General features: G+C 43.7%; 27 protein-coding genes, 1 tRNA gene and 1 other RNA gene. 11 read left to right on the top strand and 18 right to left on the bottom strand.

Features of this window, described 5'->3' with window-relative positions; translation table 11 throughout:
• Nucleotides 1-36: 36 nt before the first annotated feature.
• The 4 genes from DN068_RS04270 to DN068_RS04255 all read right to left on the bottom strand — a co-directional run bounded on the left by DN068_RS04270 (nucleotide 37) and on the right by DN068_RS04255 (nucleotide 2,258).
• Entirely contained in the window at nucleotides 37-525 is a 489-nt protein-coding gene (locus tag DN068_RS04270) for an FKBP-type peptidyl-prolyl cis-trans isomerase (RefSeq protein WP_110997653.1), read from the bottom strand.
• Between the two features lie 65 nt (nucleotides 526-590).
• Complete coding sequence (locus tag DN068_RS04265; protein ID WP_243630088.1) at nucleotides 591-878, bottom strand: DUF3820 family protein; 288 nt, start codon at nucleotides 876-878, stop codon at nucleotides 591-593.
• 90 nt (nucleotides 879-968) lie between these two features.
• Complete coding sequence (locus tag DN068_RS04260) at nucleotides 969-1,901, bottom strand: MauE/DoxX family redox-associated membrane protein (protein ID WP_110997652.1); 933 nt, start codon at nucleotides 1,899-1,901, stop codon at nucleotides 969-971.
• A gap of 108 nt (nucleotides 1,902-2,009) precedes the next feature.
• Nucleotides 2,010-2,258, bottom strand: coding sequence for a hypothetical protein (locus tag DN068_RS04255; protein WP_110997651.1), 249 nt, complete (start codon nucleotides 2,256-2,258; stop codon nucleotides 2,010-2,012).
• Between the two features lie 378 nt (nucleotides 2,259-2,636).
• Here DN068_RS04255 and DN068_RS04250 point away from each other — a divergent pair, with 378 nt between their 5' ends.
• The 5 genes from DN068_RS04250 (at nucleotide 2,637) to DN068_RS04230 (ending at nucleotide 6,166) form a co-directional block, all read left to right on the top strand.
• Nucleotides 2,637-3,539, top strand: coding sequence for a DUF58 domain-containing protein (locus tag DN068_RS04250; RefSeq protein ID WP_110997650.1), 903 nt, complete (start codon nucleotides 2,637-2,639; stop codon nucleotides 3,537-3,539).
• 143 nt (nucleotides 3,540-3,682) lie between these two features.
• On the top strand, nucleotides 3,683-4,252 hold the full coding sequence (locus DN068_RS04245; protein WP_110997649.1) for a YceD family protein: 570 nt from the start codon (nucleotides 3,683-3,685) through the stop codon (nucleotides 4,250-4,252).
• A gap of 12 nt (nucleotides 4,253-4,264) precedes the next feature.
• Nucleotides 4,265-4,477: a 50S ribosomal protein L32 gene (rpmF, locus tag DN068_RS04240; protein WP_110997648.1), complete on the top strand. Its 213-nt coding sequence runs from the start codon at nucleotides 4,265-4,267 to the stop codon at nucleotides 4,475-4,477.
• 28 nt (nucleotides 4,478-4,505) lie between these two features.
• Complete coding sequence (gene plsX, locus DN068_RS04235) at nucleotides 4,506-5,465, top strand: phosphate acyltransferase PlsX (RefSeq protein ID WP_110997647.1); 960 nt, start codon at nucleotides 4,506-4,508, stop codon at nucleotides 5,463-5,465.
• A 56-nt stretch (nucleotides 5,466-5,521) separates the two neighbouring features.
• On the top strand, nucleotides 5,522-6,166 hold the full coding sequence (locus tag DN068_RS04230) for an alpha/beta fold hydrolase (protein ID WP_110997646.1): 645 nt from the start codon (nucleotides 5,522-5,524) through the stop codon (nucleotides 6,164-6,166).
• Between the two features lie 573 nt (nucleotides 6,167-6,739).
• Here DN068_RS04230 and argH read toward each other — a convergent pair.
• The 9 genes from argH to DN068_RS04185 form a co-directional block, all read right to left on the bottom strand.
• Nucleotides 6,740-8,038: an argininosuccinate lyase gene (gene argH / locus DN068_RS04225; RefSeq protein WP_110997645.1), complete on the bottom strand. Its 1,299-nt coding sequence runs from the start codon at nucleotides 8,036-8,038 to the stop codon at nucleotides 6,740-6,742.
• 108 nt (nucleotides 8,039-8,146) lie between these two features.
• A complete protein-coding gene (locus DN068_RS04220) occupies nucleotides 8,147-9,220 on the bottom strand; it encodes a M20 family metallo-hydrolase (protein ID WP_110997644.1) in 1,074 nt (357 codons plus the stop codon).
• Nucleotides 9,220-10,002: an acetylglutamate kinase gene (gene argB, locus DN068_RS04215; protein ID WP_110997643.1), complete on the bottom strand. Its 783-nt coding sequence runs from the start codon at nucleotides 10,000-10,002 to the stop codon at nucleotides 9,220-9,222. The genes DN068_RS04220 and argB overlap by 1 nt, the downstream gene beginning before the upstream one ends.
• Nucleotides 10,002-10,955, bottom strand: a complete 954-nt coding sequence (locus DN068_RS04210; RefSeq protein WP_110997642.1) for a Rossmann-fold NAD(P)-binding domain-containing protein — start codon at nucleotides 10,953-10,955, stop codon at nucleotides 10,002-10,004. Before DN068_RS04210 ends, argB begins: the two co-directional genes overlap by 1 nt.
• Nucleotides 10,956-11,081: 126 nt before the next feature.
• Nucleotides 11,082-12,215: an aspartate aminotransferase family protein gene (locus tag DN068_RS04205; RefSeq protein WP_110997641.1), complete on the bottom strand. Its 1,134-nt coding sequence runs from the start codon at nucleotides 12,213-12,215 to the stop codon at nucleotides 11,082-11,084.
• A gap of 57 nt (nucleotides 12,216-12,272) precedes the next feature.
• On the bottom strand, nucleotides 12,273-12,650 hold the full coding sequence (locus DN068_RS04200; RefSeq protein WP_110997640.1) for a four helix bundle protein: 378 nt from the start codon (nucleotides 12,648-12,650) through the stop codon (nucleotides 12,273-12,275).
• Nucleotides 12,651-12,759: 109 nt separating this feature from the next.
• Nucleotides 12,760-13,740, bottom strand: coding sequence for an N-acetyl-gamma-glutamyl-phosphate reductase (argC, locus tag DN068_RS04195; protein ID WP_110997639.1), 981 nt, complete (start codon nucleotides 13,738-13,740; stop codon nucleotides 12,760-12,762).
• The gene (gene argG, locus DN068_RS04190; protein ID WP_110997638.1) at nucleotides 13,733-14,932 is read right to left on the bottom strand and encodes an argininosuccinate synthase; all 1,200 of its coding nucleotides are present in this window, start codon (nucleotides 14,930-14,932) and stop codon (nucleotides 13,733-13,735) included. The genes argC and argG overlap by 8 nt, the downstream gene beginning before the upstream one ends.
• Before the next feature lie 11 nt (nucleotides 14,933-14,943).
• The gene (locus tag DN068_RS04185; RefSeq protein ID WP_110997637.1) at nucleotides 14,944-15,621 is read right to left on the bottom strand and encodes a GNAT family N-acetyltransferase; all 678 of its coding nucleotides are present in this window, start codon (nucleotides 15,619-15,621) and stop codon (nucleotides 14,944-14,946) included.
• A 601-nt stretch (nucleotides 15,622-16,222) separates the two neighbouring features.
• On the opposite strand from DN068_RS04185, the gene rnpB reads away from it, so the two are divergent.
• The 4 genes from rnpB (at nucleotide 16,223) to DN068_RS04165 (ending at nucleotide 18,639) form a co-directional block, all read left to right on the top strand.
• Nucleotides 16,223-16,588: RNase P RNA component class A (gene rnpB / locus DN068_RS04180), an RNA gene on the top strand.
• Between the two features lie 421 nt (nucleotides 16,589-17,009).
• Entirely contained in the window at nucleotides 17,010-17,315 is a 306-nt protein-coding gene (locus DN068_RS04175; RefSeq protein ID WP_110997743.1) for a YXWGXW repeat-containing protein, read from the top strand.
• 307 nt (nucleotides 17,316-17,622) lie between these two features.
• Nucleotides 17,623-17,964 carry a HesB/IscA family protein gene (locus DN068_RS04170; protein ID WP_110997636.1) on the top strand — a complete coding sequence of 114 codons (342 nt, stop codon included), beginning with the start codon at nucleotides 17,623-17,625 and terminating at the stop codon, nucleotides 17,962-17,964.
• A gap of 3 nt (nucleotides 17,965-17,967) precedes the next feature.
• Nucleotides 17,968-18,639 (top strand): toxin-antitoxin system YwqK family antitoxin, encoded by a 672-nt coding sequence (locus DN068_RS04165; RefSeq protein ID WP_110997635.1) that lies wholly within the window; start codon nucleotides 17,968-17,970, stop codon nucleotides 18,637-18,639.
• A 186-nt stretch (nucleotides 18,640-18,825) separates the two neighbouring features.
• On the opposite strand, the gene DN068_RS04160 is transcribed toward DN068_RS04165, so the two are convergent.
• The 5 genes from DN068_RS04160 to DN068_RS04145 all read right to left on the bottom strand — a co-directional run bounded on the left by DN068_RS04160 (nucleotide 18,826) and on the right by DN068_RS04145 (nucleotide 22,714).
• Nucleotides 18,826-19,743: a cation diffusion facilitator family transporter gene (locus DN068_RS04160; RefSeq protein WP_110997634.1), complete on the bottom strand. Its 918-nt coding sequence runs from the start codon at nucleotides 19,741-19,743 to the stop codon at nucleotides 18,826-18,828.
• A gap of 146 nt (nucleotides 19,744-19,889) precedes the next feature.
• Nucleotides 19,890-20,417, bottom strand: a complete 528-nt coding sequence (locus tag DN068_RS04155; protein WP_110997633.1) for a DUF2911 domain-containing protein — start codon at nucleotides 20,415-20,417, stop codon at nucleotides 19,890-19,892.
• Between the two features lie 23 nt (nucleotides 20,418-20,440).
• Complete coding sequence (locus DN068_RS04150) at nucleotides 20,441-22,234, bottom strand: sodium:solute symporter (RefSeq protein ID WP_110997632.1); 1,794 nt, start codon at nucleotides 22,232-22,234, stop codon at nucleotides 20,441-20,443.
• Nucleotides 22,231-22,371: a hypothetical protein gene (locus DN068_RS22035; protein ID WP_165836274.1), complete on the bottom strand. Its 141-nt coding sequence runs from the start codon at nucleotides 22,369-22,371 to the stop codon at nucleotides 22,231-22,233. Before DN068_RS22035 ends, DN068_RS04150 begins: the two co-directional genes overlap by 4 nt.
• Nucleotides 22,372-22,643: 272 nt before the next feature.
• Nucleotides 22,644-22,714 (bottom strand) — tRNA-Gln (locus DN068_RS04145).
• 194 nt (nucleotides 22,715-22,908) lie between these two features.
• Between DN068_RS04145 and mrdA the strand changes: the two genes are divergently transcribed.
• Together mrdA and rodA are read left to right on the top strand one after the other, a co-directional pair.
• Complete coding sequence (gene mrdA / locus DN068_RS04140) at nucleotides 22,909-24,930, top strand: penicillin-binding protein 2 (RefSeq protein WP_110997631.1); 2,022 nt, start codon at nucleotides 22,909-22,911, stop codon at nucleotides 24,928-24,930.
• Nucleotides 24,931-24,964: 34 nt separating this feature from the next.
• On the top strand, nucleotides 24,965-26,299 hold the full coding sequence (gene rodA, locus DN068_RS04135) for a rod shape-determining protein RodA (protein ID WP_110997630.1): 1,335 nt from the start codon (nucleotides 24,965-24,967) through the stop codon (nucleotides 26,297-26,299).
• Nucleotides 26,300-26,373 lie beyond the last annotated feature (74 nt).

Genomic DNA, 26,373 nt, shown 5'->3' with positions numbered 1-26,373 from the left:
GCAAAAATAAACATTCTATCTAAAGCCGCTCAGAGACTATGATTTAAGCTGTATAGCGCTGATCGTAAATACAAGATAACCATTGGCAGGAATGATACCGGTTACAGTAGAACCATAGCCAAGGGATGGTGGAATATACAATGTGATACGGCCGCCGATACCGATATATGGCAAGCCTTCGCGCCAACCGTTGATCAGATTGACGAGGTCGAGCGTAATGCCGTGTTCCTGGTCAAAAACGGTAGCATTTGCGTCTGTGAGTTTGCCTATATAGTCAAATACGGCTGTGTTGCAGGCTGTTAAATTTGGCGTGCTGCCCGAATCCAGAATCGTATAGTAGAAACCTCTGCTGTCGAGCTTTGCGTCGGTAATATTGTTCGCTTTCAGGTAACTGGTGAGCGAGTCAATTTCCGTTTGTGGCGCAGTATTGCCAATTACCGGGCAAGCTGTATTTTCTGTTTTATTACAGCTTCCCATTACTGCAGCTCCAATTGCAACCAGGGCAGGGAGGAGAATTTTTTTCATTTATTTAAAATTTTGCGTGCAAACTAACTGATTTCGCTGGTTCAAGACAACGAAACCATACATTATTAGGCTTTTTTTAAGGGAACGAGCAATTTTTCGAGACCATTCAGCTTAATTTCATACATGGTTTCGAGTAAAATGCCCAGTTTTCCCTGCGGAAATCCTTTCTTCTGAAACCATTCCAGATAAGAAACCGGAAGATCGCAGATAAGGGTGCCTTTATATTTTCCGAATGGCATTTTCATAGCCACCAGTTGTAGGAGTATTGTTCCGTCGGGACCGTTATTCATTTGAGATTTGGTACTTGCCTCCTCTAGCTCCTCCAAAGGAGGAAGGCTTCCAGCGTAAGGCATTTTTATTGTAAATTATTTGTTGCAAACTGACTGATTAGCCATTTAACCTTTAACTGATTAACACATTACCGCATTGTCCACATCAGCACATTATTTCGCATTTGCCCATCTCATCATTGCGGGACCGCTGAGATCCATGTAAGAGACGGTACGTTCTTTGATGCCGTTATTCACCCAATAGATAGCCGGTACGTATCGTCCTGCCATTTTGATAAAATCTTCTACGCCTACAAAACGGTTGTGCGGAATATTCTGCGCATTGGTTTCTTTGAAGAACGGCGCTTCGTCGCCATCGAGTCCGTTGAGGACGAGGTATAGCGGCAGCTGCGGATATTTAGTGTAAATAGCTTCCAGTTCCTTAGCTGCTTTTTTGCAATGTGGGCAGGTGAGACTCATAAAAGCAATGATGTGTTTGCCGGAACGCAGCTCTATGTGCGGTGTCTCATTGTTGGTCATATACAGCGGGTTCAGATCGATTGGTTCAGCGCGTTCGCTCAGCGGCAATGCTACGAATGGTGCTACAAACCCGGCCATTCCTATCACGGCAGAAAACCATTCCTGGCCTTTGTATGGTTTTACTGTATAAATCTGCATCAGCACGATCGTTACGGCCATCAGGATACAATTTTTGCCAATTGCCGCCAATGGCTTCATCGGTAGTGCGTCACCGAAGCAACCGCAGCTGCCTGTGTTTCCCTGACGGGCCATAATGATCAGCAGGTAGGCAATCATAACGCCGAGGAACGTGAGTACAGCAGGGTATGTGACTTGTTTCAGGTAAATATGTGCTAATAAAAATAAGCCGATCATTGCTTCCAGGCCGATGAAGAGGCGGGCAATGATGGAAACTGCAACGCTATTGTGAATACCGAGATCCCAGAATGCCCATTCGAACGGCTCTACAGCAATCAGTTTTGTGTATGCAGAAAAAAGGAAAGTGCCGGCTAATGCAAGTAGTAATACCATGCCTATGCCTTTGCTAATGGTAAAACGAGGCTTGTCGGCCGGAGCAGAATCGTACATGTTGAGAAAAATATGCTGTCAAAAATAGCAGAAGCCGCGCTTCCGGAAAAGAAAAAACTCATCTGCCAGGGGAGATGAGTTTATATAAATAAAATGTACAACCGTTGTTTAGTACAGGTAGCAGTGCTCCGTTGTTGTGATGCCATTCTGCTCTGACGTAAAGGAGTTTCCTTCGCAAATGCTTTTGGCTTTTTTCTTCGTGTCTTTCACTGGATATTCTTTAGTGCTGCTGTCCGGAAGACCAGGCTGACCGGTATAAGTAATTCCGCACTGACAAGTATATTCACGAACGCAGGAACTCATACCAACTAAGGATACAAAAGCTAAAGCCAGCAGAAGCGAAGGGCGTAATTTCATTAAGAATTATTTTTGAACGGTTGAAGATAAAAGGAATTTTTTAGAAAGTCAAACGATTGCAGATTTCTGATATCTGATTTCTGATGTCTGATTTTTGTGAGTTGTGAGTAGTCAGTTGTGAGTGTTCAGAGCGATTAATACTCTTATTTGTGTGCGTTCAAAGTTGAGCTGCCGATGAACGGAGCGTCGCAACTATGTTTAATTAGTGTTTCGAAGTTCGTTTCAAAAAAACAATTTCACAATTTGTAATGTGGTTATGACGGCATGCTTCTGCGAAAAAAATGAGCAACTGTCAACAGTCGATTGTCAACTCTTAGAACTAGTTGTGCTTTGCGCTTTAGGCTTTGAGCTCTAAGCAAAAAAAGATAACTTTAGCACATGCTACAACCTCAGCCTTTAATTGAAAATCTGGAACTTATCGCCCGGCAGGTGGTGGAAGGATTTATCATCGGTTTGCACAAAAGTCCGTTTCATGGCTTTTCTGTAGAATTTGCAGAACACAGGCTTTATAATCCCGGCGATTCGTTGCGGCATATCGACTGGCGCGTTTATGGACGTACTGATAAACTTTTCATAAAGCGATACGAAGAAGAAACAAATCTGCGTTGCTGTCTGGTAGTGGACACTTCGTCCTCGATGCTTTTTCCGAAGGAAGAAAATAAATTAAATAAGCTGCAATTCAGTTGTCTGGCTGCGGCAAGTCTGATTCAGCTTTTGAAAAGACAACTGGATGCGGCGGCGCTGGCTTTGTTTGATGAAAATATCCATTATTTATCCGATTGCCGTTCGTCGTCCAGTCATTACCGGATGCTGACGAGCAAACTGGAGCAAATGCTTTCTTATCAGACGATGGATAAACATACTAATGCGGCGCAGGCATTGCATCAGATTGCGGAGCAAATGCATAAGCGTTCATTAGTGGTTGTGTTTAGCGATATGATGGATGATGCCGAAAATATAGATGAGTTATTTTCTGCGTTGCAGCATTTAAGGTATAACAAACATGAAGTAATTTTGTTTCACGTCGTTGATGGTAAACAGGAAATAGATTTTGAATTTGAAAACCGACCATATGAATTTGTAGATATGGAAACAGGTGAGAAAATAAAATTGCAGCCGCAACAGATTAGAGATCAGTATGTATCGAAGATGAATAATTATCAGAAGATAATAGAGAGCCGTTGTCATCAGTATCAGATTGATCGTATTCCGGTGGATTTGAGTGAACCGGTGCTACAGGTTTTGTATTCTTTTTTGATAAAGAGAAATAAAATGGTGTAAATCCAATTATTTATCGCTACCTTTGCGTCCCGTTTAAAGTTTTGAACGGAAGTATATTGAAGTTCTTTAAAAACGTCATCTTAAGGAATTAAGAGACAACAACTTGATAATTGCTAAACGCAGTAATTATATAAACTTTAGAGATGAAACATAACCGGGAGTTTGAAATTGCATGGCAAGGCTTAAAGACCGGCGAGCACATTTACCAGTATGAAGTTGATCATAAGTTTATGCTGGAAAATGGAGATCTGGAGACGGAGATAAAAGATGTCAAAGCTCTGGTGACGCTCAAGTTTGATAAAAAGACCAATTTTTTTCTGCTTCACTTTGATGTGGATGGAAAAATAACCGTTCCCTGCGACAGATGCGGAGATGATGTAGAGATAAGACTCTGGGACGAATTTGATCTTGTAATAAAACTGGCGGGTGAGGACGTAGAAGAAATCGATGATGAAGCAGATGTAGTATTTGTACCACGAAGCGAAACAGTAATCGATATCAGCAAATGGGTGTATGAATTTGTGATGTTGAGTGTACCTTTGCAGCGCGTTCATCCGGATAAGCCAGACGGAACGTCGGGATGTAACCCCGAAGCACTAAAACTTCTGAATCTGCTTTCTGAGCATGAAGAGGAAGAACCAAAAAAGAATGATATCTGGAAAGGGCTTGATGCCTTGAAGGAATTAGATAACAAAAAACGTAAATCGAAATAAAAGCTAAGTAAGATGCCTAATCCGAAACGTCGACACTCACAACAACGCGGTGCTAAACGCCGTACACACTATAAGGCAGTTGCTGCTACATGGAGCATTGACCCTGTAACAGGCGAAAGCCATCTGCGCCACCGTGCACATTGGGTAGAAGGTAAATTGTACTATCGCGGTAAAGTTGTGATGGACAAAACTCCTGCTACAGAAGCTGGTGAATCAAATCAATAAAATCGGCAAAAAAGAGATATAACAATTGATGAAGATAGGGCTTGACATCATGGGTGGCGATTACGCACCTGTTGAAGCAATAAAAGGTGTTCAACTTTTCTTCGAGCAATCGACTGATCCTTCGGTTCATTTGTTGCTCATAGGAAACCCAGAGGCTGCCGCGCCCTATCTGTCAATGTTAGAACCTTACCAGTCGCGCTATACATTGGTGCCGGCCACTCAGGTTGTGGGTATGCATGAGCATCCTACTAAAGCCCTGAAAGAAAAGCCGGATTCCAGTATTTCCGTTGGTTTTGGTCTTTTAGCCATGAAGAAAGCAGACGCCTTTATCAGTGCCGGTAACACCGGAGCCATGCTGGTAGGCTCTATGTATTCTGTAAAAAACATTGAAGGAATCCTTCGTCCTACCATCGCTTCGCCAATTCCACGCGAAGACGGTAAATACAATCTTCTTCTTGATGTCGGTATCAATGCTGATTGTAAAGCGGAACACCTTGTGCAGTTTGCGCAGCTCGGTTCGCTTTATATGCAGCACGTAGAGGGCATTGAACATCCTCGTGTGGGCTTGCTCAATATCGGTGAAGAGGAGGGTAAAGGTAATATCCTCGCACAGGCTACTTATCCGCTCCTGAAAGAAGACAAACAAATCAATTTTGTCGGTAACATGGAAGGCCGCGATATTTTCCTCGATAAATCTGACGTACTCGTGTGCGAAGGATTTGTGGGAAATGTAGTCCTCAAAATGGCGGAGTCTATTTATCAAATCTTTTCGGAGCAACGTAAAATCTCCGATCCGTTCCTCAATAATTTCAATTATGAAATCTACGGTGGTACGCCAATCCTGGGTATCAATGAACCGGTGATTATTGGTCATGGCATCTCGCATGCCCTTGCCTTTAAAAACATGATTGAAGTAGCCGGCAAGATCGTTCACTCCGACCTGATGAACATCTTCAAAAAACATTTCTCTCAGACTGCTACAGCCTGATTTTAATTCCATTAATTAAAGCATAGCTTTGTTTACACTTTTCTTGTAACAGAGCCATGAAGTCTATCTATTGCATCAGCGGACTGGGCGCGGATCAGCGTATCTTTCAAAAAATTTCAATTGAAGGTTTTGAGCTAAAGCCGGTTCCCTGGCCGGAAGTGGACATGCATGATGATATGGCTTGCTATGCCCAGAAAATCATTGCCACTATTCCAGAGCCGAACCCAATTGTGATGGGCGTTTCCTTTGGTGGAATGCTTACCGTTGAAGTAGCGAAACAAATTCCCGTAGAAAAAGCGATTCTTATTTCTTCTGTAAAAAAACGCAGCGAGTTGCCGCCGTTTAGTGGTTTTGTGCAATGGCTGGCGCAGTCGAATATTTTACCCATAGGTTTATTGAAACATATTCACGGACCAGTTTACAAACAGTTTGGCGTGACCTCTGAGGATGGTAAAAAGCTGCTCGGGCAAATTCTGAATGATACTGATGGCAAGTTTGTGCGATGGGCGATAAATGCGCTTTCCCGCTGGCAAAATGAAACGGTTCCTGAACATATTTATCATATTAACGGGGATGCTGATAAGGTGATTCCTCCAGATTTGGTAAAGCCTGATTATTGGGTGAAAGGCGGAACGCATTTTATGGTTTATGAACGGGCGGGGGAAGTCTCTGCACAAATCGGCGCGCAGTTAATGCGATAATTGAATGTGGGAATGTGATTAATATGAGGAATGTGCTTGCGTGTTTGTCTTGTTGTGTTTTCCTTCCGACTAGTTATATGGTACACAAAATAGAAAGACTAGTGCAATGTATCATTTTCCCGTCGCGAAATCAGGTTGCCACTTCGTTTTCACAGCTTTGCTGTTTGCCAACTCATCGCAATGACCGCGTTTATATAACTCGTGTTATTATACTCGCGTTTGTAAATCCTTTAACGTCTTTGCCTCTTATGCATCTTTGCGGCCCTTCGACTTCGCTCTGGGTGACGTTTCTCGCGCTGGGAATGCTTAATAGTCGCAATGTCGATGAAATGTGCGACGCAACGAAGTTTAATCGGAGACAAAAGAGCAGGTGGCAAAAAAAATAGTCAGATCAGTTGGAGCTGTGGACTCTCTCCTGGGGCCAGTGACCCATAGCGATTAATAAACACGAAATCAGATCCCCACGTTATCCCGACAGCCTTGCTGTGACGGGATTCCTCGGGATGAACTGTGGCGTTATAAATCGTGTCGAATAACACGAGTAGCTGTCAATTGTCAACTGTTCATTGTTAATTAAAATTTAGTGAGCACTTTTTCAAATTCCTTCTTAATTGCTTCTGTTTGCAGATTGCCCATGCTGCCCTCGTGTGTGTGATTACTTGCTTTGAAATTTTCGTAGTGGAACTTTCCCTCGTTCACATCATTGCCGATAATTTTATATGCTTCGCGGAATGGAATGCCTTTGTTCACCAATTCATTGACTGCTTCAACGGTGTAGATGTAGCGATATTTTTCGTCGTTGAGAATATCTTCTTTGATGGTGATTTGCGGGAGTGCGAACAACAGCATATCAATGCAAGACACGAGTGTATCAATGCCTGGAAAGAGAATCTCTTTCGTTAACTGCATATCGCGGTGGTAGCCGGATGGAAGGTTTGTAGTGAGCAACGCGAGTTCATTTGGCATAGATTGCAGCCGATTACATTTGGCGCGCGTCAGCTCGAAAATATCCGGATTTTTTTTGTGCGGCATAATGCTGCTGCCGGTTGTAAGCGTTTCTGGAAAGGAGACGAATGCAAAATTCTGGCAGAGATATAAGCAAAGGTCTGACGAAAGTTTGTTGAGCGTTGCCGCAATTGCACTAACTGCAGCAGCCACAAATTTTTCCGTTTTACCACGACTTGTTTGTGCATTGATCGGGTTATGATGCATAGCGGAAAAACCGAGCAATTGCGTAGTAAGGGTTCTGTTTAACGGAAACGAAGACCCGTAGCCAGCGCCACTTCCAAGTGGATTTTTGTTAGTGATGGCATAAGCTGCGGCAAGCATTTCCATATCATCAAGCAAGCCTTCCGCATAAGCGCCAAACCATAAACCAAACGACGACGGCATTGCTACCTGGAAGTGTGTGTAGCCAGGAAGTAAAATGTTTTTATGTTGCTCGCTGAGTTGTTGTAATAAGTTGAAAAGTGCTGTGGCTTTGTCTTTGATGAGTAAAACCTGATCCCGCAGAAATAGTTTTATATCGACAGCAACCTGATCATTACGGCTGCGGCCGCTGTGAATTTTTTTACCAGCATCACCAATTTTTTCCGTTAAAAGCATTTCAACCTGAGAGTGCACATCTTCTACATCAGGTGCAATCGTGAATGTTCCGGCTTCGATGCTGGCCAGAATTTCATGCAGGCCTTTATGCGCCTGTTCTTTTTCAGCTTCGGTCAAAAGGCCCACCTGTGCCAGCATTTCGGTATGCGCGAGCGAACCTTTTACATCGTAAGCAGCCATCAGTAGATCAAAATCACGATCGTTACCCGTTGTGAATTGTTCTACTAATTGCGCTGTGCTGGTGGTATCTTTTTGCCAAAGCTTCATTTATTGGAGATTGTAGATTGGTTATTGTAGATTAAGTATCAATAGTAGTATCAAGTATCAAGCTATTTTATCACGCAGCCTTCGCCTTTAAGCTTTATGCTTTAAGCTTTATGCTTTAAGCTTTTCGCCGAAAAACGTTGTCAGCATCTGAATATAAATGTCGATTCCTTCTTCGATTTCGTTCACGTAAATAAATTCATCTGCGGTGTGACTTCTAGCAGAATCGCCAGGGCCGATCTTCAATGCTGGAAAAGGCATCAGTGATTTATCTGAAAGAGTAGGGGAGCCATATGATTTTAATCCGATCGATGTGCCAGCGACTACCAGTGGATGATCGGCCGGAATAATGCTGGAACGCAAGCGTACGCTGCGTGCCTGAATATCGCCTGCAACATTTGTTTTGATGGTTTCAATGACATCTTCGTGCGAATAATGTTCATTGATCCGAATGTCCACCACATAACGGCAAGTGTCTGGCACTACGTTGTGTGTTTTGTTCGGCGTTTCAATTACGGTCACATTCATTGACACCGGTCCGAGCCATTCAGATGTTTTCTCAAATTGATATTGCTGGAACCACTGAATGTCGTTCATCGCTTTGTAAAGTGCATTGTCGCCTTCGTTACGTGCGGCGTGTCCTGCTCTGCCGTTTACCATACCATCGATAACGAGCAAGCCTCTTTCAGCAATTGCCATTTGCATTTGCGTTGGTTCACCGACAAGCGCGCAATCAATTTTCCCTAATGAAGGTAATACAGCGCTGATGCCGTTTGATCCGGAAACCTCTTCTTCTGCTGTAATCGCCAGCACAATGTTGTAAGGCAAATCTTTCTGTGCGTAAAAATGAAGAAACGTTGCGATCAATGCCACTGCACTGCCACCAGCATCGTTGCTGCCGAGACCAAAGAGTTTGCCATCTTCAATATCTGCCTTGAACGGATCTCGTGTATAACCCGCAGCTGCTTTTACGGTATCGTGATGTGAGTTGAGCAGCAATGTTGGTTTTTGTTTGCTGTAATGCAGATTTTTTGCAACGATATTATTGCCCGAACGATCAGCTTTTACGCCTTCACCTTGCAGCCAGTTTAATAACAGCGCAGCAGTTCCGGCTTCTTCACGACTGAAAGAAGGAATGCTGATAAGCCGTTGCAATAAATGAATTACAGAAGTTTTGTGTGGCATTATAATTTGATCGTTGTGCCGCTTTGGCCTTTTAATAATGATTTGAGTGCGTTTGACTGTCCGATGCGAACTTTATCTACACCTTTTTCCAGCGCGTGAAATGCATTTTGCAATTTGGGTAGCATACCGTCGTATATCGCACCTTCTTTTACAAGAAAGTTGAAATAGCTCGGATTCATTTTTTTGATGCAGCTTTTGTCATCTGCTGCATCCAGCAATACGCCTGGCTTTTCGAAACAATAGACTAACTGTACCTTATAAGATTTGCTTAGAGCCTGTGCCGTTTCCTGTGCAATGGTATCTGCGTTTGTATTCAGCAACTGGCCTTTACCGTCATGCGTGATTGGTGCAATTACAATCGCATCGTGCGCATCGATCAGTTTTTTTAATTGCTTGGTTTTTACATTGTCCACGTCGCCAACATAGCCGTAATCTACCGCCGCATTTTTGCGTTTGTGAGCTTTGATCAGGTTGGCATCTGCACCACAGATACCGATCGATTTACAATCGATAGCCTGCAGTTGCGCCACAATATTTTTATTGATGTAACCAGCGTAGACCATTGTCACGATTTTCAATGTTTCTTCGTCGGTGATACGGCGACCAGCGTTCATCTGTTGTTCGATGCCCAGTTGTTCTGCCATTCTGGTGGCTAGTTTTCCGCCGCCATGTATCAATACTTTTTTTCCTTTTATGGAAGAAAAGTCTTTTAGGAATTTCTTCAAAGCTTTTGGATCATCTATAACGTTACCGCCGATCTTTATAACCGATACTTTTTCCATTAGTTCATTGATTTTAAAATATTGCTCAATACCGTTTGTGCAGACCAAACTCTGTTGGCTGCCTGCTGTGTTACAATGCTGCTTTCACTGTCGAGGATTTCGTCGCTGAGTTCGATATTTCTCCGTACAGGTAAGCAGTGCATTACTTTTCCTTCATTCGTCAGTTTCAATTTTTCCTGCGTCAGCATCCATGATTGATCGTGGCAGGACGCAACACCATAATCATTGTAGCTGCTCCAGTTTTTTACGTATACAAAGTCCGCATCTTTCAGCGCTTCATCCTGATTGTGTGTGATGGTTGCCCCTTTGGTAAATGAAGGATCGAGTTCGTAACCTTCGGGATGCGCAATCACAAAATCAGCTTCACCCCATGCATTCATCCATTGTGCAAAACTGTTTGCAACGCATTGTGGCAAAGGCTTTACGTGCGGCGCCCAGGTAAGTACGACCTTCGGTTTTTTGGCCGTTTGATTTTCTGTTATGGTAATGATATCTGCCAGACTCTGCAATGGGTGCAGCGTAGCGCTTTCCATGCTTACTACCGGAATATTGGTATGGGCAATGAATTGCTGCAGCACTAGTTCACTATAATCATCCGTTTTATTTTTCAGCGAGGGAAAAGTACGAATGCAGAGAATGTCGAAATACTCGCTCATAATCGGCGCGGCGTCTTTAATGTGCTCCACCGTTGTGCCGTTCATTACAGCGCCTTCGGCAAATTCTAAAGCCCAGCCTTCCTTGTCAATATTGAATACAATGCTCTCCATGCCCAGATTCTGCGCAGCCACCTGCGTGCTGATACGTGTACGCATACTCGGATTCAGAAACAGCATGCCGATGCGCTTGCCCGCACCCAGCTGCTTGTCTGCAAAAGGATTTGCCTTGTATGCTAATGCCTGTTTTACCAGGTCATTTATATTGGTAACATCTGTTACGGAAGTAAATTTTTTCATCCCTTCAAAAATTCAAAAGTCAAAATTCAAAAGTCAAAACTTTTGGTTGATTGGTTAAAAGGTTAAACTATTAAACTGTTAAATTGGTTGTGGTTAAATATCCTGACGAATTAACCTTTTAACCAATCAGCTATTTAACTCTAAAGACAGCGCGGCGAGGAAAATATCTGCCTCTTCTTTTTTGAGCGCTAATGACGGAAGTAAACGTATGACGTTTGGTTTTGCTTCACCGGTGAAGATTCTGTGCTTTGTCAACAGATTTTTCTTCAGGTCTTTATGTGTCTCTGGTACGTCAAAACCAATCATCAAACCGCGGCCGCGTACATTGCCGAGTTGTGGGAATTTCTTCAGTTCGGTCATCAGATAATCGCCCATATGAGCAGCATTGGCAATCAGTTTTTCGTTTGCAATCACGTCCAACACTGCAATGGCAGCAGCGCATGCAAGATGATTACCGCCGAAAGTGGTGCCCAACATACCATATTTTGGTTTGATATGCGGTGCAATGATGATGCCGCCGATCGGGAAACCATTGCCCATGCCTTTTGCCATGGTATAAATATCTGCTTGTACACCGCTGTAATCGTGCGAGAAGAATTGTCCGCTGCGGCCGTAGCCACATTGTACACTATCTGCAATAAATACGGAGCCGTGTTGATCACACAAACGTCTGATGTTTTTAAGGAACGAAACGCTTGCTTCATGAATACCCGCAACACCTTGAATGCCCTCAATGATTACAGATGAAATCTCATCGCCGTGCTCGGCGAAGTAGGTTTCCAGCGCTGCTTCATCGTTGAATGGCAGGAATACTACGTTCTCGGTTTCATTCACTGGCGCAACAATTGCAGGATTGTTGGTTACTGCAACGGCGAGTGACGTACGACCGTGAAAAGCGCCTTTGAATGCCACTATTTTTTTTCTGCCATTGTGAAATGACGCGAGTTTCAGCGCATTCTCATTGGCTTCCGCACCTGAATTACACAGGAATAATTGATAGTCTTCTTTGCCGGAAACCTTTCCCAGCTTGGTTGCCAGTTCTTCCTGTAATGGCATCTTGATCGAGTTGCTGTAGAAGCCGATTCTGCTCAGTTGATCATTCAGCTTGGTTACATAATGTGGATGTGTATGACCAATTGAGATCACCGCATGACCACCGTAGAGGTCTAAATATTTATTGCCCTTGTCGTCCCATACATAAGCGCCTTGTGCTTTTGTGATGGTAACGTCCTGAACCGGATATACGTCGAATAAGTTCATTTTGATTTATGCTTAAGGCTCAAAGCTTAACGCTTAAAGCTGTGTTGTTATAAAAAATTACTTACTGAAAGTTGTTGTTGTTATTCTAATTGCTCTTATTAATCCAATGAGCATTGCCTTAACCTTATTTATCATTTCCGATACGATTTCATATTTCTCTTTTTGTACAAATCCGAGTTCAAAAGTTAGCAACAAGCAATATTCAGTCTCATGCGTAAATCCTAATGCCATGTCCAGAAAACGAACAAAATCTTTGTCTGAGTTTCTACCGCAGCCTTCCACTATATTTAAAGGAGTTGAAGAACTGGCACGTCTCAGTTGTGATGCCAATCCATATTTTTCCTCTGGAGGAAATACGGATGTGATTTCCCTGTAGATAAACAAACAAAGCTCATGTGCTTTTTGCCAAACGTCATAATTTTTATAGTTTCTCATAGCGCTGAATGTATGTCATTAGCAGCACTAGTTTTCTTATTGGCGCGTCAGCGCCTCTATGGTCTCTTTTCACCTCATGCTTTATGCCTTAAGCTTTGCGCTTTAAGCGTTAGAAGAAAGAAGCCTTGAATTGAAGCCCTGCAGTTTCTTCTAATCCAAACATTAAGTTCATATTCTGCACAGCTTGCCCTGATGCACCTTTCAGGAGGTTGTCAATTGTTACGTGAACCGCTAATTGATCGCCTTCTTTTTCCAGTTGTATCAGACATTTATTCGTGTTCACTACTTGCTTCAGGTGAATGCTTTCTTTGCTAACAGTTGTGAACGGATGTGTCGCGTAAAACGATTCATACATTCCTTGCAATGCATCAAGTGAAACACTCGTCTCCATTTGCAGACTTACAAAAATGCCTCGCGTAAAGTCGCCGCGCCACGGAATAAAGTTGATCGTTTGATTCGCTGAACCATGACCAGACGCTTGTTGTAGCGATTGCTTTACTTCATTCATGTGCTGATGCGTCAGTGTTTTGTACGCAGAAATATTATTCACTCTCCATGAAAAATGCGAACTCGCAGCAAGGCTTTGGCCGGCACCGGTTGAGCCTGTAATGCCTGTTGCATAAATAGCACCGAGTATATCATTCGCAGCCAATGGCAATAAACCCAATTGAATCGCTGTTGCAAAGCAACCTGGGTTGGCAATGCGTTTAGCCGTTTTGATTTGTTCGCGTTGCAATTCAGGCAAGCCATATACAAACGGAATCGTCTGATGTTTGTTCGCGTCGTTCAAACGGAAATCCTGCGACAAATCAATGATGCGTACGCTTTCTGGAATATTATTTTCCGCCAGAAAGACTTTTGCCTCACCATGACCAACACACAAGAACAATACGTCTACGTTTGTCTCTAGTTCATTCGTAAACACTATTTCAGTTTCACCGATCAAATCTGTGTGCGTATTGTGTACTGCCTTACCGGCCTGACTTTTACTATGTACGAATGCGATTTCAACTTGCGGATGACGCAATAAAATCCGCAGCGTTTCACCGCCTGTGTAACCCGCACCGCCTATAATTCCTGCCTTAATCATTGTTTGCTGCTTGATTCACTTTGTGAAAAATAGAAACCTGATTGCCAAATATTTTTGTGAAACCTTTTACATCGTCGCCAGTCCAGCCGTTGTTCATTTCGCCATAGCTGCCAAACGCGCTGCTCATCAGATCATGGTCGCTTTCAATGCCGGTCAATGTGTAACGGTATGGTGCTAATTCAATAAACACTTTTCCGGTTACGGTCGCTTGTGTATCGTTCAAAAAGCCCTCAATATGGCGCATTGCAGGGTCGAGCAATTGACCTTCGTGCAGCCAGTTTGCATACCAGGTGCTCAGCTGATCTTTCCAGTATGTCTGCCATTTGGTGAGCGTATGCTTCTCCAGCAGATGGTGTGCTTTTATCAAAATTACGGGAGCTGCCGCTTCAAAACCCACACGACCTTTTATGCCAATGATGGTATCGCCCACATGTATGTCGCGACCAATGCCATATGGTTGTGCAACGGCTTGCAGATCCTGAATGAGTTGTGCCGGAAATTCATATGCTTTTCCGTTGAGCGCAACCGGTTCGCCGTTCTTAAAGCTTATTTCAACAGACATCGGCTCTGTAGCTGTAACCTGCGTTGGCCATGCTTCCTCCGGTAAATAGTTTTTCGATGTCAGCGTCTCTTTGCCACCAACGGAAGTACCCCACAAACCTTTATTGATACTGTACGCAGCTTTCGCAAAATTCATTTCAACTCCATGTTCCTTCAGGAATTCAATCTCTGCATCCCGACTCAGTTTCATATCGCGGATCGGCGTAAGGATTGCTGCATTTGGTGCAATCGTCGCGAAGATCATGTCAAAGCGAACCTGATCGTTACCCGCGCCGGTGCTGCCGTGTGCAATGTAATCAGCGCCGATTTCCAGCGCATATTCTGCAACCGTTTTTGCCTGTACCAGACGTTCAGCACTTACACTCAGCGGATAGGTGCCGTTCTTCAGCATGTTGCCGAAAATGAGATACTTCACGCAGTGCTCGTAATACTCGTTGGTTACGTCTACGCTTTTGTAAGAAGCCACCCCAAGTTGTTTCGCACGTGTGGCAATCTGTTGAATTTCTTCCTCATTAAAGCCGCCCGTATTCACGGTGATGGCGTGCACTTCCAGACCTTTGATTTTGCTCAGGTAAATCGCGCAATAGGTCGTATCTAAACCACCGCTGTAGGCTAATACTACTTTTTTCATCTTCGTGTTTGTTACGGTATAATGAGTGAATGAATTGTGTGAATTTTTTTGGATAGAACGCGCAATAGGCTCCATTTTTTAAACGGATTGCGCCTGCGTTTTTTGCTGCCTTCCGCGTTTGGCTTTGCTGCGTTTTTTAATTTTTCCTCAGCGTCTTTCGGATCGAAAAGCATGCCGGTGCAAAGGCAGTTCTTGCGCTCTTTGCTCATCAGAATTTCATAATTCACGCAGCTCTTGCAGCCTGCCCAGAATGCGTCATCCTGAGTAAGTTCTGAATAAGTAACCGGCTCGTAACCCAGATCTGAGTTGATTTTCATTACGGCGAGTCCGGTAGTTAATCCGAAGATTTTAGCGTCAGGATATTTCGTTCTGCTGAGTTCGAAGATCTTATGTTTGATCATCCGGGCAAGACCTCCTTTGCGGAAATTCGGCGAGACGATGAGTCCGGAATTTGCTACATATTCGTTGTGACTCCAGGTTTCGATATAGCAAAAGCCAGCCCATTCGCCTTCATTGCTGAATGCGATCACCGCTTTGCCTTCGAGCATTTTGGTGCTGATGTATTCCGGGGTACGCTTGGCAATGCCCGTACCGCGCGCCTTTGCGGATGCAGCCATCTCATCACAGATGACTGATGCATAGCCGGTATGCGTGGCATTAGCCACCATTACCAGGAATGTTTGGTCCATTAGTGTAATTGTGTAAATGGTATATAAATCGCCCTTAAGCCCAGTCAGGCCTCAGACAATAACATTTCAGACTTGTATGTGTGTATTCGAAAATTTGCCGCCAGCGCACCCATCGTAATGGTGATGGACGGTATCAACGTCGGACAGGACAGATTATATGCTTGAAAGAAAAAACTGCCTTTTCAGGAACAGCAAAAAACCCACAGCCGGTGTGCGAAAGCACATCGTGTATTACCGGCAATGTAAGAGAGGTTTTTTTCATCTCAGTGAATTGAAAAAGAGATTGTTTTTAAAAATTTTGCAGTGCAAAGAAAGAACAAAATTCGGAAATGTGACGAATTGGAAAGTTGCTAATTTGTTAAGTTGTGGCAGGCGTATCTATTAAGTGGTTTATAATGAAGTTGTTAAGTTTCATTTGGCGTTGCGAGAAAACCGCGAATTGTGATTTTTTTAAGATGTAAATGGAGATTGCTAAGGTGCGAAGTTGTAGCATTGTGCAGATAAAAAAGCCTGGATAGCTTTATCGGCGAACAGTTTTCCAGCAACCAACTTTACAAATCAACAACGGTGCAACTCTGCGAACAAAGGTTATCTTTGTGCCGCTACAAATCGGGTTATCGTGCCGCCTTTAAGGCGGTAAGGAAAGTCCGGACAGCAAAGAGCAACGCACCATCTAACGGATGGGGTTCTGCGCAAGCGGAATACAGAAAGTGCCACAGAAAATTACCGCCTCGCCTCGGCGGGGTAAGGGTGAAAACGTAGTGTAAGAGACTACGGCGGGTTATGGTAACATAGTTTGCGGGTAAACCTTGCGTGCTGAAATGCCAAATAGGCGGACGTTTGAGGGCTGCTCGCCCGATGTCCGTGGGTTGGCAGCTAGAGCTGATGTGTGAGCATCTTCCCAGATAAATGATAACCGTTCTGAGCAATCAGAATACAGAATCCGGCTTATAGATTTGTAGCTTTTTTACCCCCAGCCCCCTAAAGGGGAGCCTTCCCGGTGTTTGTCATGGACCGGAGACGAACCATTGTGGATAGATACTTATTTAACTTAGATGCTTTTTTTCTCGCGACGGCACAGTGGTGCAGAAAAAAATAATTTGGTCACCAGCTTCCGAAGCTTCAGTTTGGCCTGAGTTGCGTCGCACTTTTCATCGCCATTGCTACTATTGAACATTCATCAATCAATTTTCGCAAAGGAGCAAAGATTCCATCCCGAAATTGACGTTTGACTTTTCACTTTTCACTTTTTTGTGAGCATTGACCATTCACCATTGACGTTTCACAATCACAAATCAGCGATCAGACATTCATCTTTCTTTAACTTTTTCATCTTAAACTTCTTGTCCGCTGTTTTCTCTAATTATTGAACCAAAACAGGAAAGACTATGAAAAGGGTATTCAGTGTTTTAGCAATAGCATTTTTAAGTTTCACAGCTTTAAACAGCAATGCGCAGATTTATGTAACGGTTCGTCCGCCACGTCCGGCAGTAGTTGTAGCGCCTGTGCCACCGGCTCCAGGTCGCGTTTGGATTGATGAAGATTGGGCTTATCGCGGTGGCAGATATGTATGGCATGGCGGTTACTGGGCAGCGCCTCCGCGTCCTGGTGCAGCATGGCATGGTGGTTATTGGGATCACAGACATAGTGGTTATTATTGGGTTCCCGGTCATTGGGGACATCGCAGATATTAATACCCAGCGACTGATGAAATAAAAATTGTTGTTAATCGTTTAGGTTTAATGTTTAAACAGATAATCTAAATAAAGAAGTGAGCCGCGGTTTCTACCGTGGCTTTTTTAGTTCCATTCCTGAACGGGCGTTAATTATTTTACATTGACGATTGGCAATTCACCATTCACCTTTGACCGTTCACCATTCTTCCATTGTTCAATTGAATTTTAACTTTTATTGCGCTATCGGGACATATACATTATCAATCTCCTATATTTGGCGAAAGAGCGCGTGAATCTTAACTTTGGGACATATATTCAGAATAATATGGAGACAACGATCAGCCCGGTAATTTTGACCGCCAATGCAATTGAAGAAGTAAAACGATTAATTGCAGAACCGGATTTTGATGCAACCCAATATTTGCGTGTGGGCGTGAAAGGTGGTGGATGTAGTGGCATGAGTTATGTATTAGGTTTTGATAAGAAAGAAGACGATGATGACATTTATGACATTGAAGGGGTTCCGGTAATTATGAAAAGAGCTCATGGGATTTATCTGATGGGTATAACGGTAAACTTTGAAAATGGATTGAATGCACGCGGCTTTACATTTAATAATCCGAACGCCAGCAGTACATGTGGCTGCGGTAGTTCATTTGCAGTGTAGTCAATGAAGTTTTTTCGCAATTGTTTTTTTGTAGTGCTTATTTCTTGTTTCGCATTCAATAGCCATGCGCAAAACAGCACGGCTGCCGACACCGGAAGCAAGATTAATTTTAATCAGACGGACGCCAAAGGCAAACGTGATGGGATGTGGTATATCCATCAGCCTGCACGAATGGGAGAGGACTCTTACTCGGAGTTTGGTAGTTATGACCACGGTATTAAGTTTGGGAAATGGTACAAAACAGATAACGATGGCGAATTGGTAGCTATTGAAACGTTTAAAAATAATGTCCTCAATGGCGAAGTCAAATATTTCGACAAAGGTCACCTGTATTGTGTGGGGCATTATCGCGGCTTAAATCCGTCGCAGAAATACGATACGGTAATGGTTGTAGATCCGGTGACTGGTGCACAATCATTGGTATCGGTACTGGCGGAACGTGGCAGTTTAAAACATGGCACCTGGCAATACTATGATCCATTGACGGGACGTCTGGAAAAGGAACAGGAGTATCAGGTTGATGATCTGGTTTATTCTAAAGAATTTGCGATGGCCAGCGTGGACAGTGCTTACTACAAAAAGAAAGTACAAATGCTGCCGCATAATGCTGCTTCCGGGCATTATTATAAACCACCGGCAGGCAAGCAGCATAGTTTGACCGGAACGAGCGAGTAGCTCACTGGTTCAATTGACAGTGCTGGAATAAATAGATAATTTGAAGGGCTTCGCAATGCGAGGCCTTTTTTACGCTTATAGGGCCAGTGAAACGTCTGATGTTTGTTGGTTTTCTGATTGTGCTTTTACAACAATACAAGCAGCTGTCCATTGTCAACTTCGTCGTCCTGTTTTGAGATTTTGAATTTACTTGCAGTCCGGGTCATCGCAATCATCTTCCCGTTCAGTTTCCAGCGTGATGTGTTGAATGTTCTGATGTAGTAACTGATGACGTACTTCCTCTTTTATTTTGTGTTCTTCAGCAAATGTGATAGTGTCGGATAAGACGAGATGTGCAGTCAATGCATTTTCGGTTGTGCTGATGGCCCAGACATGCACATGGTGAAAACCCTTGACACCAGCTACTTTCAACGCTGTTTTTTTTATTTCATCAAGCTGAATACCGGTCGGAACGCCATCGAGAGAAAGACGCAAGCTATCTCTGAACAATCGCCAGGTGCTAAATAAAATTACGACAGCGACAACGATGCTCAGTACACTATCGATCCAATACCAGTTCGTGTAATAAATCACAATACCTCCTATTACCAGGGCTGCAGAAACAATGGCGTCACTCATCAAATGGAGGTAAGCACTTTTGATATTGATGTCTTTTTCTTTGTCGCGGAGAAACATCAATGCAGTCGCAGCATTAATTACAATACCGATTCCAGCTACAATGGCAATAGTAAATCCTGGTAAAGGTTCCGGATTGAAGAAGCGATGAATGGCTTCGTAAGCGATAGCCCCGATGGAAACCAATAATATCACTGCATTAAACAATGCAACAAGGATGGAAGTCTTTCGATAGCCATAGGTATAGCGATCGTTGGATTTTACTTTCAGCAAGCGAAAAGCGAGTAATGAAAGAGCCAATGCACCTACGTCCGCGAGATTATGTCCGGCATCAGAAAGCAGCGATAGCGAATGGATATATAAACCTGCGATTACCTCAATAATTACGAATGTAAAATTGAGTGCGATGCCGATGATAAACGCAGCATTGACATTGGTCAATACAACAGAATGGCTGTGGTCGTGGCCGTGATGATGATCGTGTGGCATAACATAAATTTACGTTTTAAGTTGGTTGAATTAAGTTATAAGTTTTACGTTTCAAGCTGTTTGAAGAGCTGCGCTCCGCTAACACAAAAAACGCTCCTGCAGGAGCGTTTTCAAAACTTATAACTTAAAACGAAACATTCAACAAATTACATCGTCTTCACCATCACCGGCACGGTCAGTTTTTCCCATACCAACGAAAAGCCATCTTTGTTGATTTTGTACACCAGTCGCTCTTGCATTGGGTTCGCGGATGGTTTTACTGTTATACGTAAAACGTCTTTTGATTCCTCATATTTATAGGCACCCCACTGATCCGGAATTGAATTGAAAATAACAGTCCAGGAATCTTTGGTAGGAATCATAAATAATGAATAGCGGCCAGCGTGCAGTTCTTTACCTTCAATCATCAGATCTTTGTCTGTAGTGAAAGTCGTGGCTTCATTGGCACCGGCACGCCATACTTTATCGTACGGAACCAGTTCGCCCCAAATCGTCCGACCTTTTACAGATGGGCTGGAGTAGCGGATCTTCACGGTCGCATGACCGATTTTTCCTGTAACGGAATCTGCCGGGCTCGCCGCCGGACCTTTTGGTTTCTGCGCGAATGCGCCCATAGACAGGCATGTTGCCACGATAGCCATTCCTGCAGATTTGAAAAATGTACTCGTTTGCATGTTGATTTATTTGAATGATGAAATTAAAATTGATCGTTGTCGACGTTTTCTACCGCAATAGTTTCAACCGCGGGCGAAGGCAAATCCTTACGTGAAGCAACAATGTGAATCAGCAGGCTGAACACCATTACACCTAAAGCACCGGCGGCATTTAACCATAGAAAGCCAAAGCCGATGATGTTCATATTATCCAGCACAAACAACGTCACTACCATGATCTCTGTAATAATTGCCGCAATAAACACCGCGTTTCCATTGATTCTTTTCATATAAAAAGCAACAAGGAAAATACCGAGAATAACGCCATAAAAAAGCGAGCCAAAGATATTTACCGCTTCGATCAGGCTGCCGACACGACTACAAAACATGGACACCACGATGCAGAATAATCCCCAGCCAAGCGTAATCCACCGGGAGAGTCGATATTTGCGTTCTTCTTCCATTGTTTCATTGTCTGGGTATTTTACACCCTTACCGAAGCGACAGTAAATATCTACCATCGTGCAGCTGGAAAGCGAATTCAGAGCAGCAGCAATAGATCCCCAGGCCGAAAGAAAGACGATTGCAATCAGCAACCCTACCAGTCCTTTCGGTAATGTGTCGATCACGAAACGGATAAAAATATAGTTGGTGTCATTGATGTCGACGGATGCATCTGCTTTGTGCAGGCTTTGTTTGTAAGCAATACGAATAGAATCGATATGCTGATTGGTTGCCGTTAGTTTTTCTTTCCAGACAGGCGCGTCAGCCGCTTGTTTTTGAAAGGCGTTGATGTATTGCGTAGCGTAAACTTTTTGTGTTTTCCCAGCCTCATCAAATTGTTGTTGCAAACCTTGTAATTCGGCACGCTGCTGTGGATTGAATTTGCGCTCGTTTACCGCAGAATTGAAAAAGATCGGTCCTTTGTTGAACTGATAATAAGAGAAGACCAAAGTGCCGAGCAACAAGATCAGAAACTGCATCGGAATTTTTACAAGGCCGTTCATCAATAAGCCCAGCCGGCTTTGCGTCATATTTTTGGCCGTGAGATAACGCCCCACCTGACTTTGATCCGTACCAAAGTAGGAGAGTGCTAAAAAGAAACCACCGATCAGTCCGCTGGCCAGGTTGTATTTATCTTTCCAGTTGAAATGACTGTCCGTTACCCCAGATGAAATCACTTTGAGTTTACCGGCTGCACCGCTTATTTTCAGCGCATCCGTAAATCCGATGTTTTGTGGTAGCTGGTGTACGATAAAGTATCCTGTGGCAACCATCGCAGCAAAAATGATACACAGTTGTAATTGCAGCGTGTAAGCTACAGCACGCGCACCGCCGCTAACTGTATACATGATGAGTAACCCGCCCATAAACAGGTTCGTCCAGTAAATATTCCAGCCAAAAAGAGACGATAAAATAATGGAAGGTGCGTAAATGCTAATGCCCGTTGAAAACCCACGAGACAACAGGAAAAGTCCGGAGGTAAATGTTCTTGTTTTCAGATCAAACCGTTGCTCAAGATATTCGTAAGCGGTAAAAATCTTTAGCTTATTAAAGATCGGTACAAAGCTGATACTGATAATAATCATTGCCAGCGGTAATCCGAAATAGTATTGCACAAACCCCATCCCAGATGCAAATCCCTGGCCCGTAGCGCCCAAAAATGTAATGGCACTTGCCTGTGTGCCCATAATGCTGAGTAACACCAGCCACCATGGCATTGAACGATTGCTGAGAAAATAACCTTCCATATTGCGCGTTGTGCGGCTTTTATAAAGGCCATATACAACGATCAATGTCAGCGTTGCTACCAGTACAATCCAGTCGGCAGTGCTCATGAAAAGAAATTTGTAAACCAGTTAAAGAAGAGGATCAGTGCAGCAAGTACCACCACCAGCAGCACATACCAGCCATACCATTTGCGGTTGGTTGTTTGGGGTGTGTCTGGATGGGATGAATGTAAATCTTGCTTCATAAAATAGCGCCGGACTACAGTATGTCCGGAAACACAAGTGTCTGCAATACTACGCTTTCTAAGAGAAAGCAGTTTGTTAAAAAAATTGGCATTTGGCTTTGGTTGCTTTGGGTATCATTTTATATTGACTGATAAAAACAGAAATGAATGGATCCGGTATTTCGATACGCCGGAGGATTATGAATTGCCTTTAAAAACGGCCGCCAGAAACTAATTTTGATTGAGGAAGGATAAAAAGGAAAAACCCGCTCAGTTGAGCGGGTTTTTTTCAGTAGTTCCACCTGGATTCGAACCAAGACTAACTGAACCAAAATCAGTTGTGCTACCATTACACCATGGAACTCTGTGTGTTTCCGTTGTTTGTGGATGCAAAAGTAGGAGCAGTTTTTAAAAAGTCAAAACTTTTTTCAAAGAAATTTTTTAATCATGTATTTTTTGCCCCAAAAAATAAACATTTCATTAGGCTGTAACACGCGTTAAAAGTGGGTTTTTTGCCTTAGGTTTGTAGCTGTTAGCCAAAAAATTAATTCACAACAAATGTCTCTTGCGGCCAACCCGCGTCAATACGTAGTCAGGTTTATTTTCATCGGCATCGCTTTGGTGATGCTGGTCCGTCTTTTATTTCTGCAACTCTTTGAGGATAAGTACAAGGTCATGGCAAATGACATTGCAATCTTCCGGAAAGTGATGTATCCGCCACGTGGTGTGATCTATGACCGGAAGGGGAAAGTGCTTTGCTTCAACGAAAAAGTGTACGATCTGATGGTCACTCCGAATGAAGTGTCCAAAACCATCGATACGATGCAGTTCTGCAATGCCCTGGGCATTGATACTGCGACGTACAACAAACTTTTGCAGAAGGCAAGATTCTTTAATGGACCAATGCGTCAAGGCGTATTTATTCAACAGCTCAGTCCTTCGCAGACGGCGCGCTTTCAGGAAAATGCTTACCAGTTCAATGGCTTTCAGTTGTTGGAACGGTCCATTCGCAGTTATCCGAAACCGGTTGCCGGCGTGGTGCTTGGATTTATCGGTGAAGTTTCGCCGGGCATGTTGAAGACGGAACGGTTTTCATCTTATCTGCAAGGTGATTACGTCGGGAAAGATGGTCTGGAGCTTTCTTACGAAGAAGTGTTGCGCGGACAGCGTGGGGTAAACTATCTGGAGAAAGATAACTTCAACCGTCCGCGTGATTCCTACAAAAAAGGTGCGCTGGATACACCAGCTATTTCTGGCCGGAGTCTGCAACTATATCTCGATCAGGCATTGCAGGAATACGGTGAAAAGCTGATGCAGAATAAGCTTGGTAGCATCGTTGCTATAGATCCGCGAACCGGCGGTATTCTTGCGATGGTAAGCAGTCCAAGCTATGACCCGAATCTGTTGCGTGGTTCTGATCGTGCTAAAAACTTCTCTGATTTATACAGTCTGGCGACCAAGCCATTGTTTAACCGCGCTATCAAAGCATTTTATAACCCGGGTTCTACGCAGAAGCCGATGACCGCGCTTATAGGGCTGGATGTCGGTGCGATTACACCTTCGTTCGGCTATCCGTGTGCCGGAGGCTATTATGCCTGTGGCCGGAGAATCGCCTGTACGCACTCGGGGGGCGGTCACGCTGCTAATCTTCGTTTGGCGTTGGCCAATTCCTGTAACTCGTATTTCTGTGATGTCTACCGTCGTTCGGTAGATCTGGGAAAATTCGGTGGTGTGAAAAAAGGCCTTGAAGACTGGTACGAACATATGTTCAGCTTCGGTATGGGACATCCGATCGGTGTTGATATTCCATATGAGATCGGCGGTACACTGTTCGACTCAAACGCCTACAACAAAATGTATCGTGGTGTCTGGAACTCCTGTACCAACGTATTCATTGGTATGGGGCAGGGTGAGTTGGCTGAAACGCCGCTGCAGATGGCGAATGCAATGTGTATTATCGCCAATCACGGGTACTATTATAAGCCGCATTTTGTGCGCGCCATCAACAATAATCCAAAGGATACAGTACTGGCTCCTTATCTCGAGAAGGAGGTGGTAACGCATATTCCGGATACCAATTACGCCATTGTAGCATTGGGTATGCAAGACGTAGTGGAGCGCGGTACGGCAAAAGTGGCGCAGATTCCAGGTATTGATATCTGTGCCAAAACCGGTACGGTAGAAAACAAAGCAAACATCAACGGTGTTGCCACAAAATTGCAAAACCACTCAATGTTCGTTGCTTTTGCGCCTCGAACTAATCCGAAGATTGCGATCGCTGTAGCAGTAGAGAACGCCGGTTATGGTGCTACATGGGCCGGTCCGATCGCCAGTTTAATGATTGAAAAATATCTGAACGATACGATTGCTACAAACCGTAAAGCGCTCGAAGACCGGATGTTTAAAGGCAATGTGATCAGTAAATATGTGTACATTCTCGACTCTGCGCAACGTGCTAAAGACCGTCTCAGAGAAATGAGAAAAATGGAAGCGCAGCAAATGGCTGACAGCATTGAGCAGGCGAGAAGATGGAGACAAGTGCAGTTCGTAGTCGACAAATACTATTACAGAAAAAAATAAAATACCGGCAATCCGTTAAAAATAGAAATCTTTCATGACGAGCAGTAGTGTAAACAGGAAAACATTTGCCAACCGTATCGACTGGTTTACGTTGTTCTTATATCTGTTGCTGGTAGGCATTGGTCTGCTGGCGGTTTTTTCTGTGGAGTACAAAAGCACTGATCCTAGTTTTTTCATGCCGGGCAAAAGCTTTGTAAAACAAGCAATCTGGCTGGGACCTTCACTTTTTGTCGGCATTATCATTTTGATGACGGACAGTAAGTTCTTTTCGTCCATAGCCTTTTTGTCATACACGATAGCCATATTTCTGCTCGTTATAACCATATTCGCCGGTAAGGATGTGAAAGGATCACATTCCTGGCTGGGTATTGGTGGCTTTGCGTTTCAGCCGGGCGAGGTTGCTAAAATATTTACATCATTGGCACTGGCACGTTTTCTTTCCATGCCGGAAACCAATTTTAAAACGCTTAAAGACCGTATGATTGGCGTGGGTATTGCTATGTTGCCTGCACTTATTATCATCCTCCAAAATGAAACCGGTCTTGCACTTGTGTACTTTTCTTTTTTCCTGGTGATGTACCGTGAAGGGTTGCCGAATGCGGTGCTGATCGTAGGATTTTCGTTGGTTGGACTTACGCTGGGAACGCTATTGATTTCGGGAAAAATATTGTTCATTATCATAACAGTATTAGCTGTTCTGATCGGTGTATTAATTCGAAAAACACTGAAACGCGATGCCGTAGCCCGTATTCTGATATTGGCGATCTGGGGAGCGTGTATTTTATTTTCGCAGGTAATTGTTCCTTTCGCTTTCAAGAAAATGCACGGTTATCAGGTAGAGCGTATCTACAATATGCTTGGTCAGGAAGTGCCGGACGAATTTAGAAAAGAGCCGACGCCTGGTGAAATGGAGAAGGCCAAGAAAAAGGACACGGATTACAATGTGCGTCAGTCGAAGATTGCAATTGGCTCTGGTGGCTTGTGGGGCAAAGGCTTGCTAAATGGTACTTCTACTAAAAATGATTTTGTCCCGGAGCAGCACACGGATTTTATCTTCTGCTCTATTGGGGAACAATTCGGTTTTGCCGGCAGTTTTGTTTTGATCGGGTTATACATCACGCTGATGTTACGCCTGGTGCATCTGGCCGAAAGACAGCGTTCCGCATTTAGTCGTATTTATGGCTATTGCGTCGCTTCTATCTTGTTTTTTCACTTTGCTATTAATATCTCCATGACCATCGGTTTAGCACCCGTAATTGGTATTACATTGCCATTCCTGAGTTATGGTGGTTCATCTCTGTTGTCGTTCAGTATTCTGGTGTTTATCATGCTCCGACTGGATATGGACAGGCAGGTCATGATACGATAAGCCTTCGCTAATTCCTCCGCGGGCGGTTTTCCCGCAAAGATGCATAAGGGAGCAAAGGACACAGCGCGTGTTTT

The sequence above is a fragment of the Taibaiella soli genome, from assembly GCF_003236175.1.
In the GTDB taxonomy this organism is placed as follows: domain Bacteria; phylum Bacteroidota; class Bacteroidia; order Chitinophagales; family Chitinophagaceae; genus QKTW01.
The sequence above is the reverse complement of the archived record's forward strand: the minus strand, read 5'-3'. Positions and strand labels throughout refer to the sequence as shown.

Coding starts and splice junctions, on each gene's coding strand:
- DN068_RS04270 (WP_110997653.1), bottom strand. CDS start 525: ATGAAAAAAATTCTCCTCCCTGCCCTGGTTGCAATTGGAGCTGCAGTA.
- DN068_RS04265 (WP_243630088.1), bottom strand. CDS start 878: ATGCCTTACGCTGGAAGCCTTCCTCCTTTGGAGGAGCTAGAGGAGGCA.
- DN068_RS04260 (WP_110997652.1), bottom strand. CDS start 1,901: ATGTACGATTCTGCTCCGGCCGACAAGCCTCGTTTTACCATTAGCAAA.
- DN068_RS04255 (WP_110997651.1), bottom strand. CDS start 2,258: ATGAAATTACGCCCTTCGCTTCTGCTGGCTTTAGCTTTTGTATCCTTA.
- DN068_RS04250 (WP_110997650.1), top strand. CDS start 2,637: ATGCTACAACCTCAGCCTTTAATTGAAAATCTGGAACTTATCGCCCGG.
- DN068_RS04245 (WP_110997649.1), top strand. CDS start 3,683: ATGAAACATAACCGGGAGTTTGAAATTGCATGGCAAGGCTTAAAGACC.
- rpmF (WP_110997648.1), top strand. CDS start 4,265: ATGCCTAATCCGAAACGTCGACACTCACAACAACGCGGTGCTAAACGC.
- plsX (WP_110997647.1), top strand. CDS start 4,506: ATGAAGATAGGGCTTGACATCATGGGTGGCGATTACGCACCTGTTGAA.
- DN068_RS04230 (WP_110997646.1), top strand. CDS start 5,522: ATGAAGTCTATCTATTGCATCAGCGGACTGGGCGCGGATCAGCGTATC.
- argH (WP_110997645.1), bottom strand. CDS start 8,038: ATGAAGCTTTGGCAAAAAGATACCACCAGCACAGCGCAATTAGTAGAA.
- DN068_RS04220 (WP_110997644.1), bottom strand. CDS start 9,220: ATGCCACACAAAACTTCTGTAATTCATTTATTGCAACGGCTTATCAGC.
- argB (WP_110997643.1), bottom strand. CDS start 10,002: ATGGAAAAAGTATCGGTTATAAAGATCGGCGGTAACGTTATAGATGAT.
- DN068_RS04210 (WP_110997642.1), bottom strand. CDS start 10,955: ATGAAAAAATTTACTTCCGTAACAGATGTTACCAATATAAATGACCTG.
- DN068_RS04205 (WP_110997641.1), bottom strand. CDS start 12,215: ATGAACTTATTCGACGTATATCCGGTTCAGGACGTTACCATCACAAAA.
- DN068_RS04200 (WP_110997640.1), bottom strand. CDS start 12,650: ATGAGAAACTATAAAAATTATGACGTTTGGCAAAAAGCACATGAGCTT.
- argC (WP_110997639.1), bottom strand. CDS start 13,740: ATGATTAAGGCAGGAATTATAGGCGGTGCGGGTTACACAGGCGGTGAA.
- argG (WP_110997638.1), bottom strand. CDS start 14,932: ATGAAAAAAGTAGTATTAGCCTACAGCGGTGGTTTAGATACGACCTAT.
- DN068_RS04185 (WP_110997637.1), bottom strand. CDS start 15,621: ATGGACCAAACATTCCTGGTAATGGTGGCTAATGCCACGCATACCGGC.
- DN068_RS04175 (WP_110997743.1), top strand. CDS start 17,010: ATGAAAAGGGTATTCAGTGTTTTAGCAATAGCATTTTTAAGTTTCACA.
- DN068_RS04170 (WP_110997636.1), top strand. CDS start 17,623: ATGGAGACAACGATCAGCCCGGTAATTTTGACCGCCAATGCAATTGAA.
- DN068_RS04165 (WP_110997635.1), top strand. CDS start 17,968: ATGAAGTTTTTTCGCAATTGTTTTTTTGTAGTGCTTATTTCTTGTTTC.
- DN068_RS04160 (WP_110997634.1), bottom strand. CDS start 19,743: ATGCCACACGATCATCATCACGGCCACGACCACAGCCATTCTGTTGTA.
- DN068_RS04155 (WP_110997633.1), bottom strand. CDS start 20,417: ATGCAAACGAGTACATTTTTCAAATCTGCAGGAATGGCTATCGTGGCA.
- DN068_RS04150 (WP_110997632.1), bottom strand. CDS start 22,234: ATGAGCACTGCCGACTGGATTGTACTGGTAGCAACGCTGACATTGATC.
- DN068_RS22035 (WP_165836274.1), bottom strand. CDS start 22,371: ATGAAGCAAGATTTACATTCATCCCATCCAGACACACCCCAAACAACC.
- mrdA (WP_110997631.1), top strand. CDS start 22,909: ATGTCTCTTGCGGCCAACCCGCGTCAATACGTAGTCAGGTTTATTTTC.
- rodA (WP_110997630.1), top strand. CDS start 24,965: ATGACGAGCAGTAGTGTAAACAGGAAAACATTTGCCAACCGTATCGAC.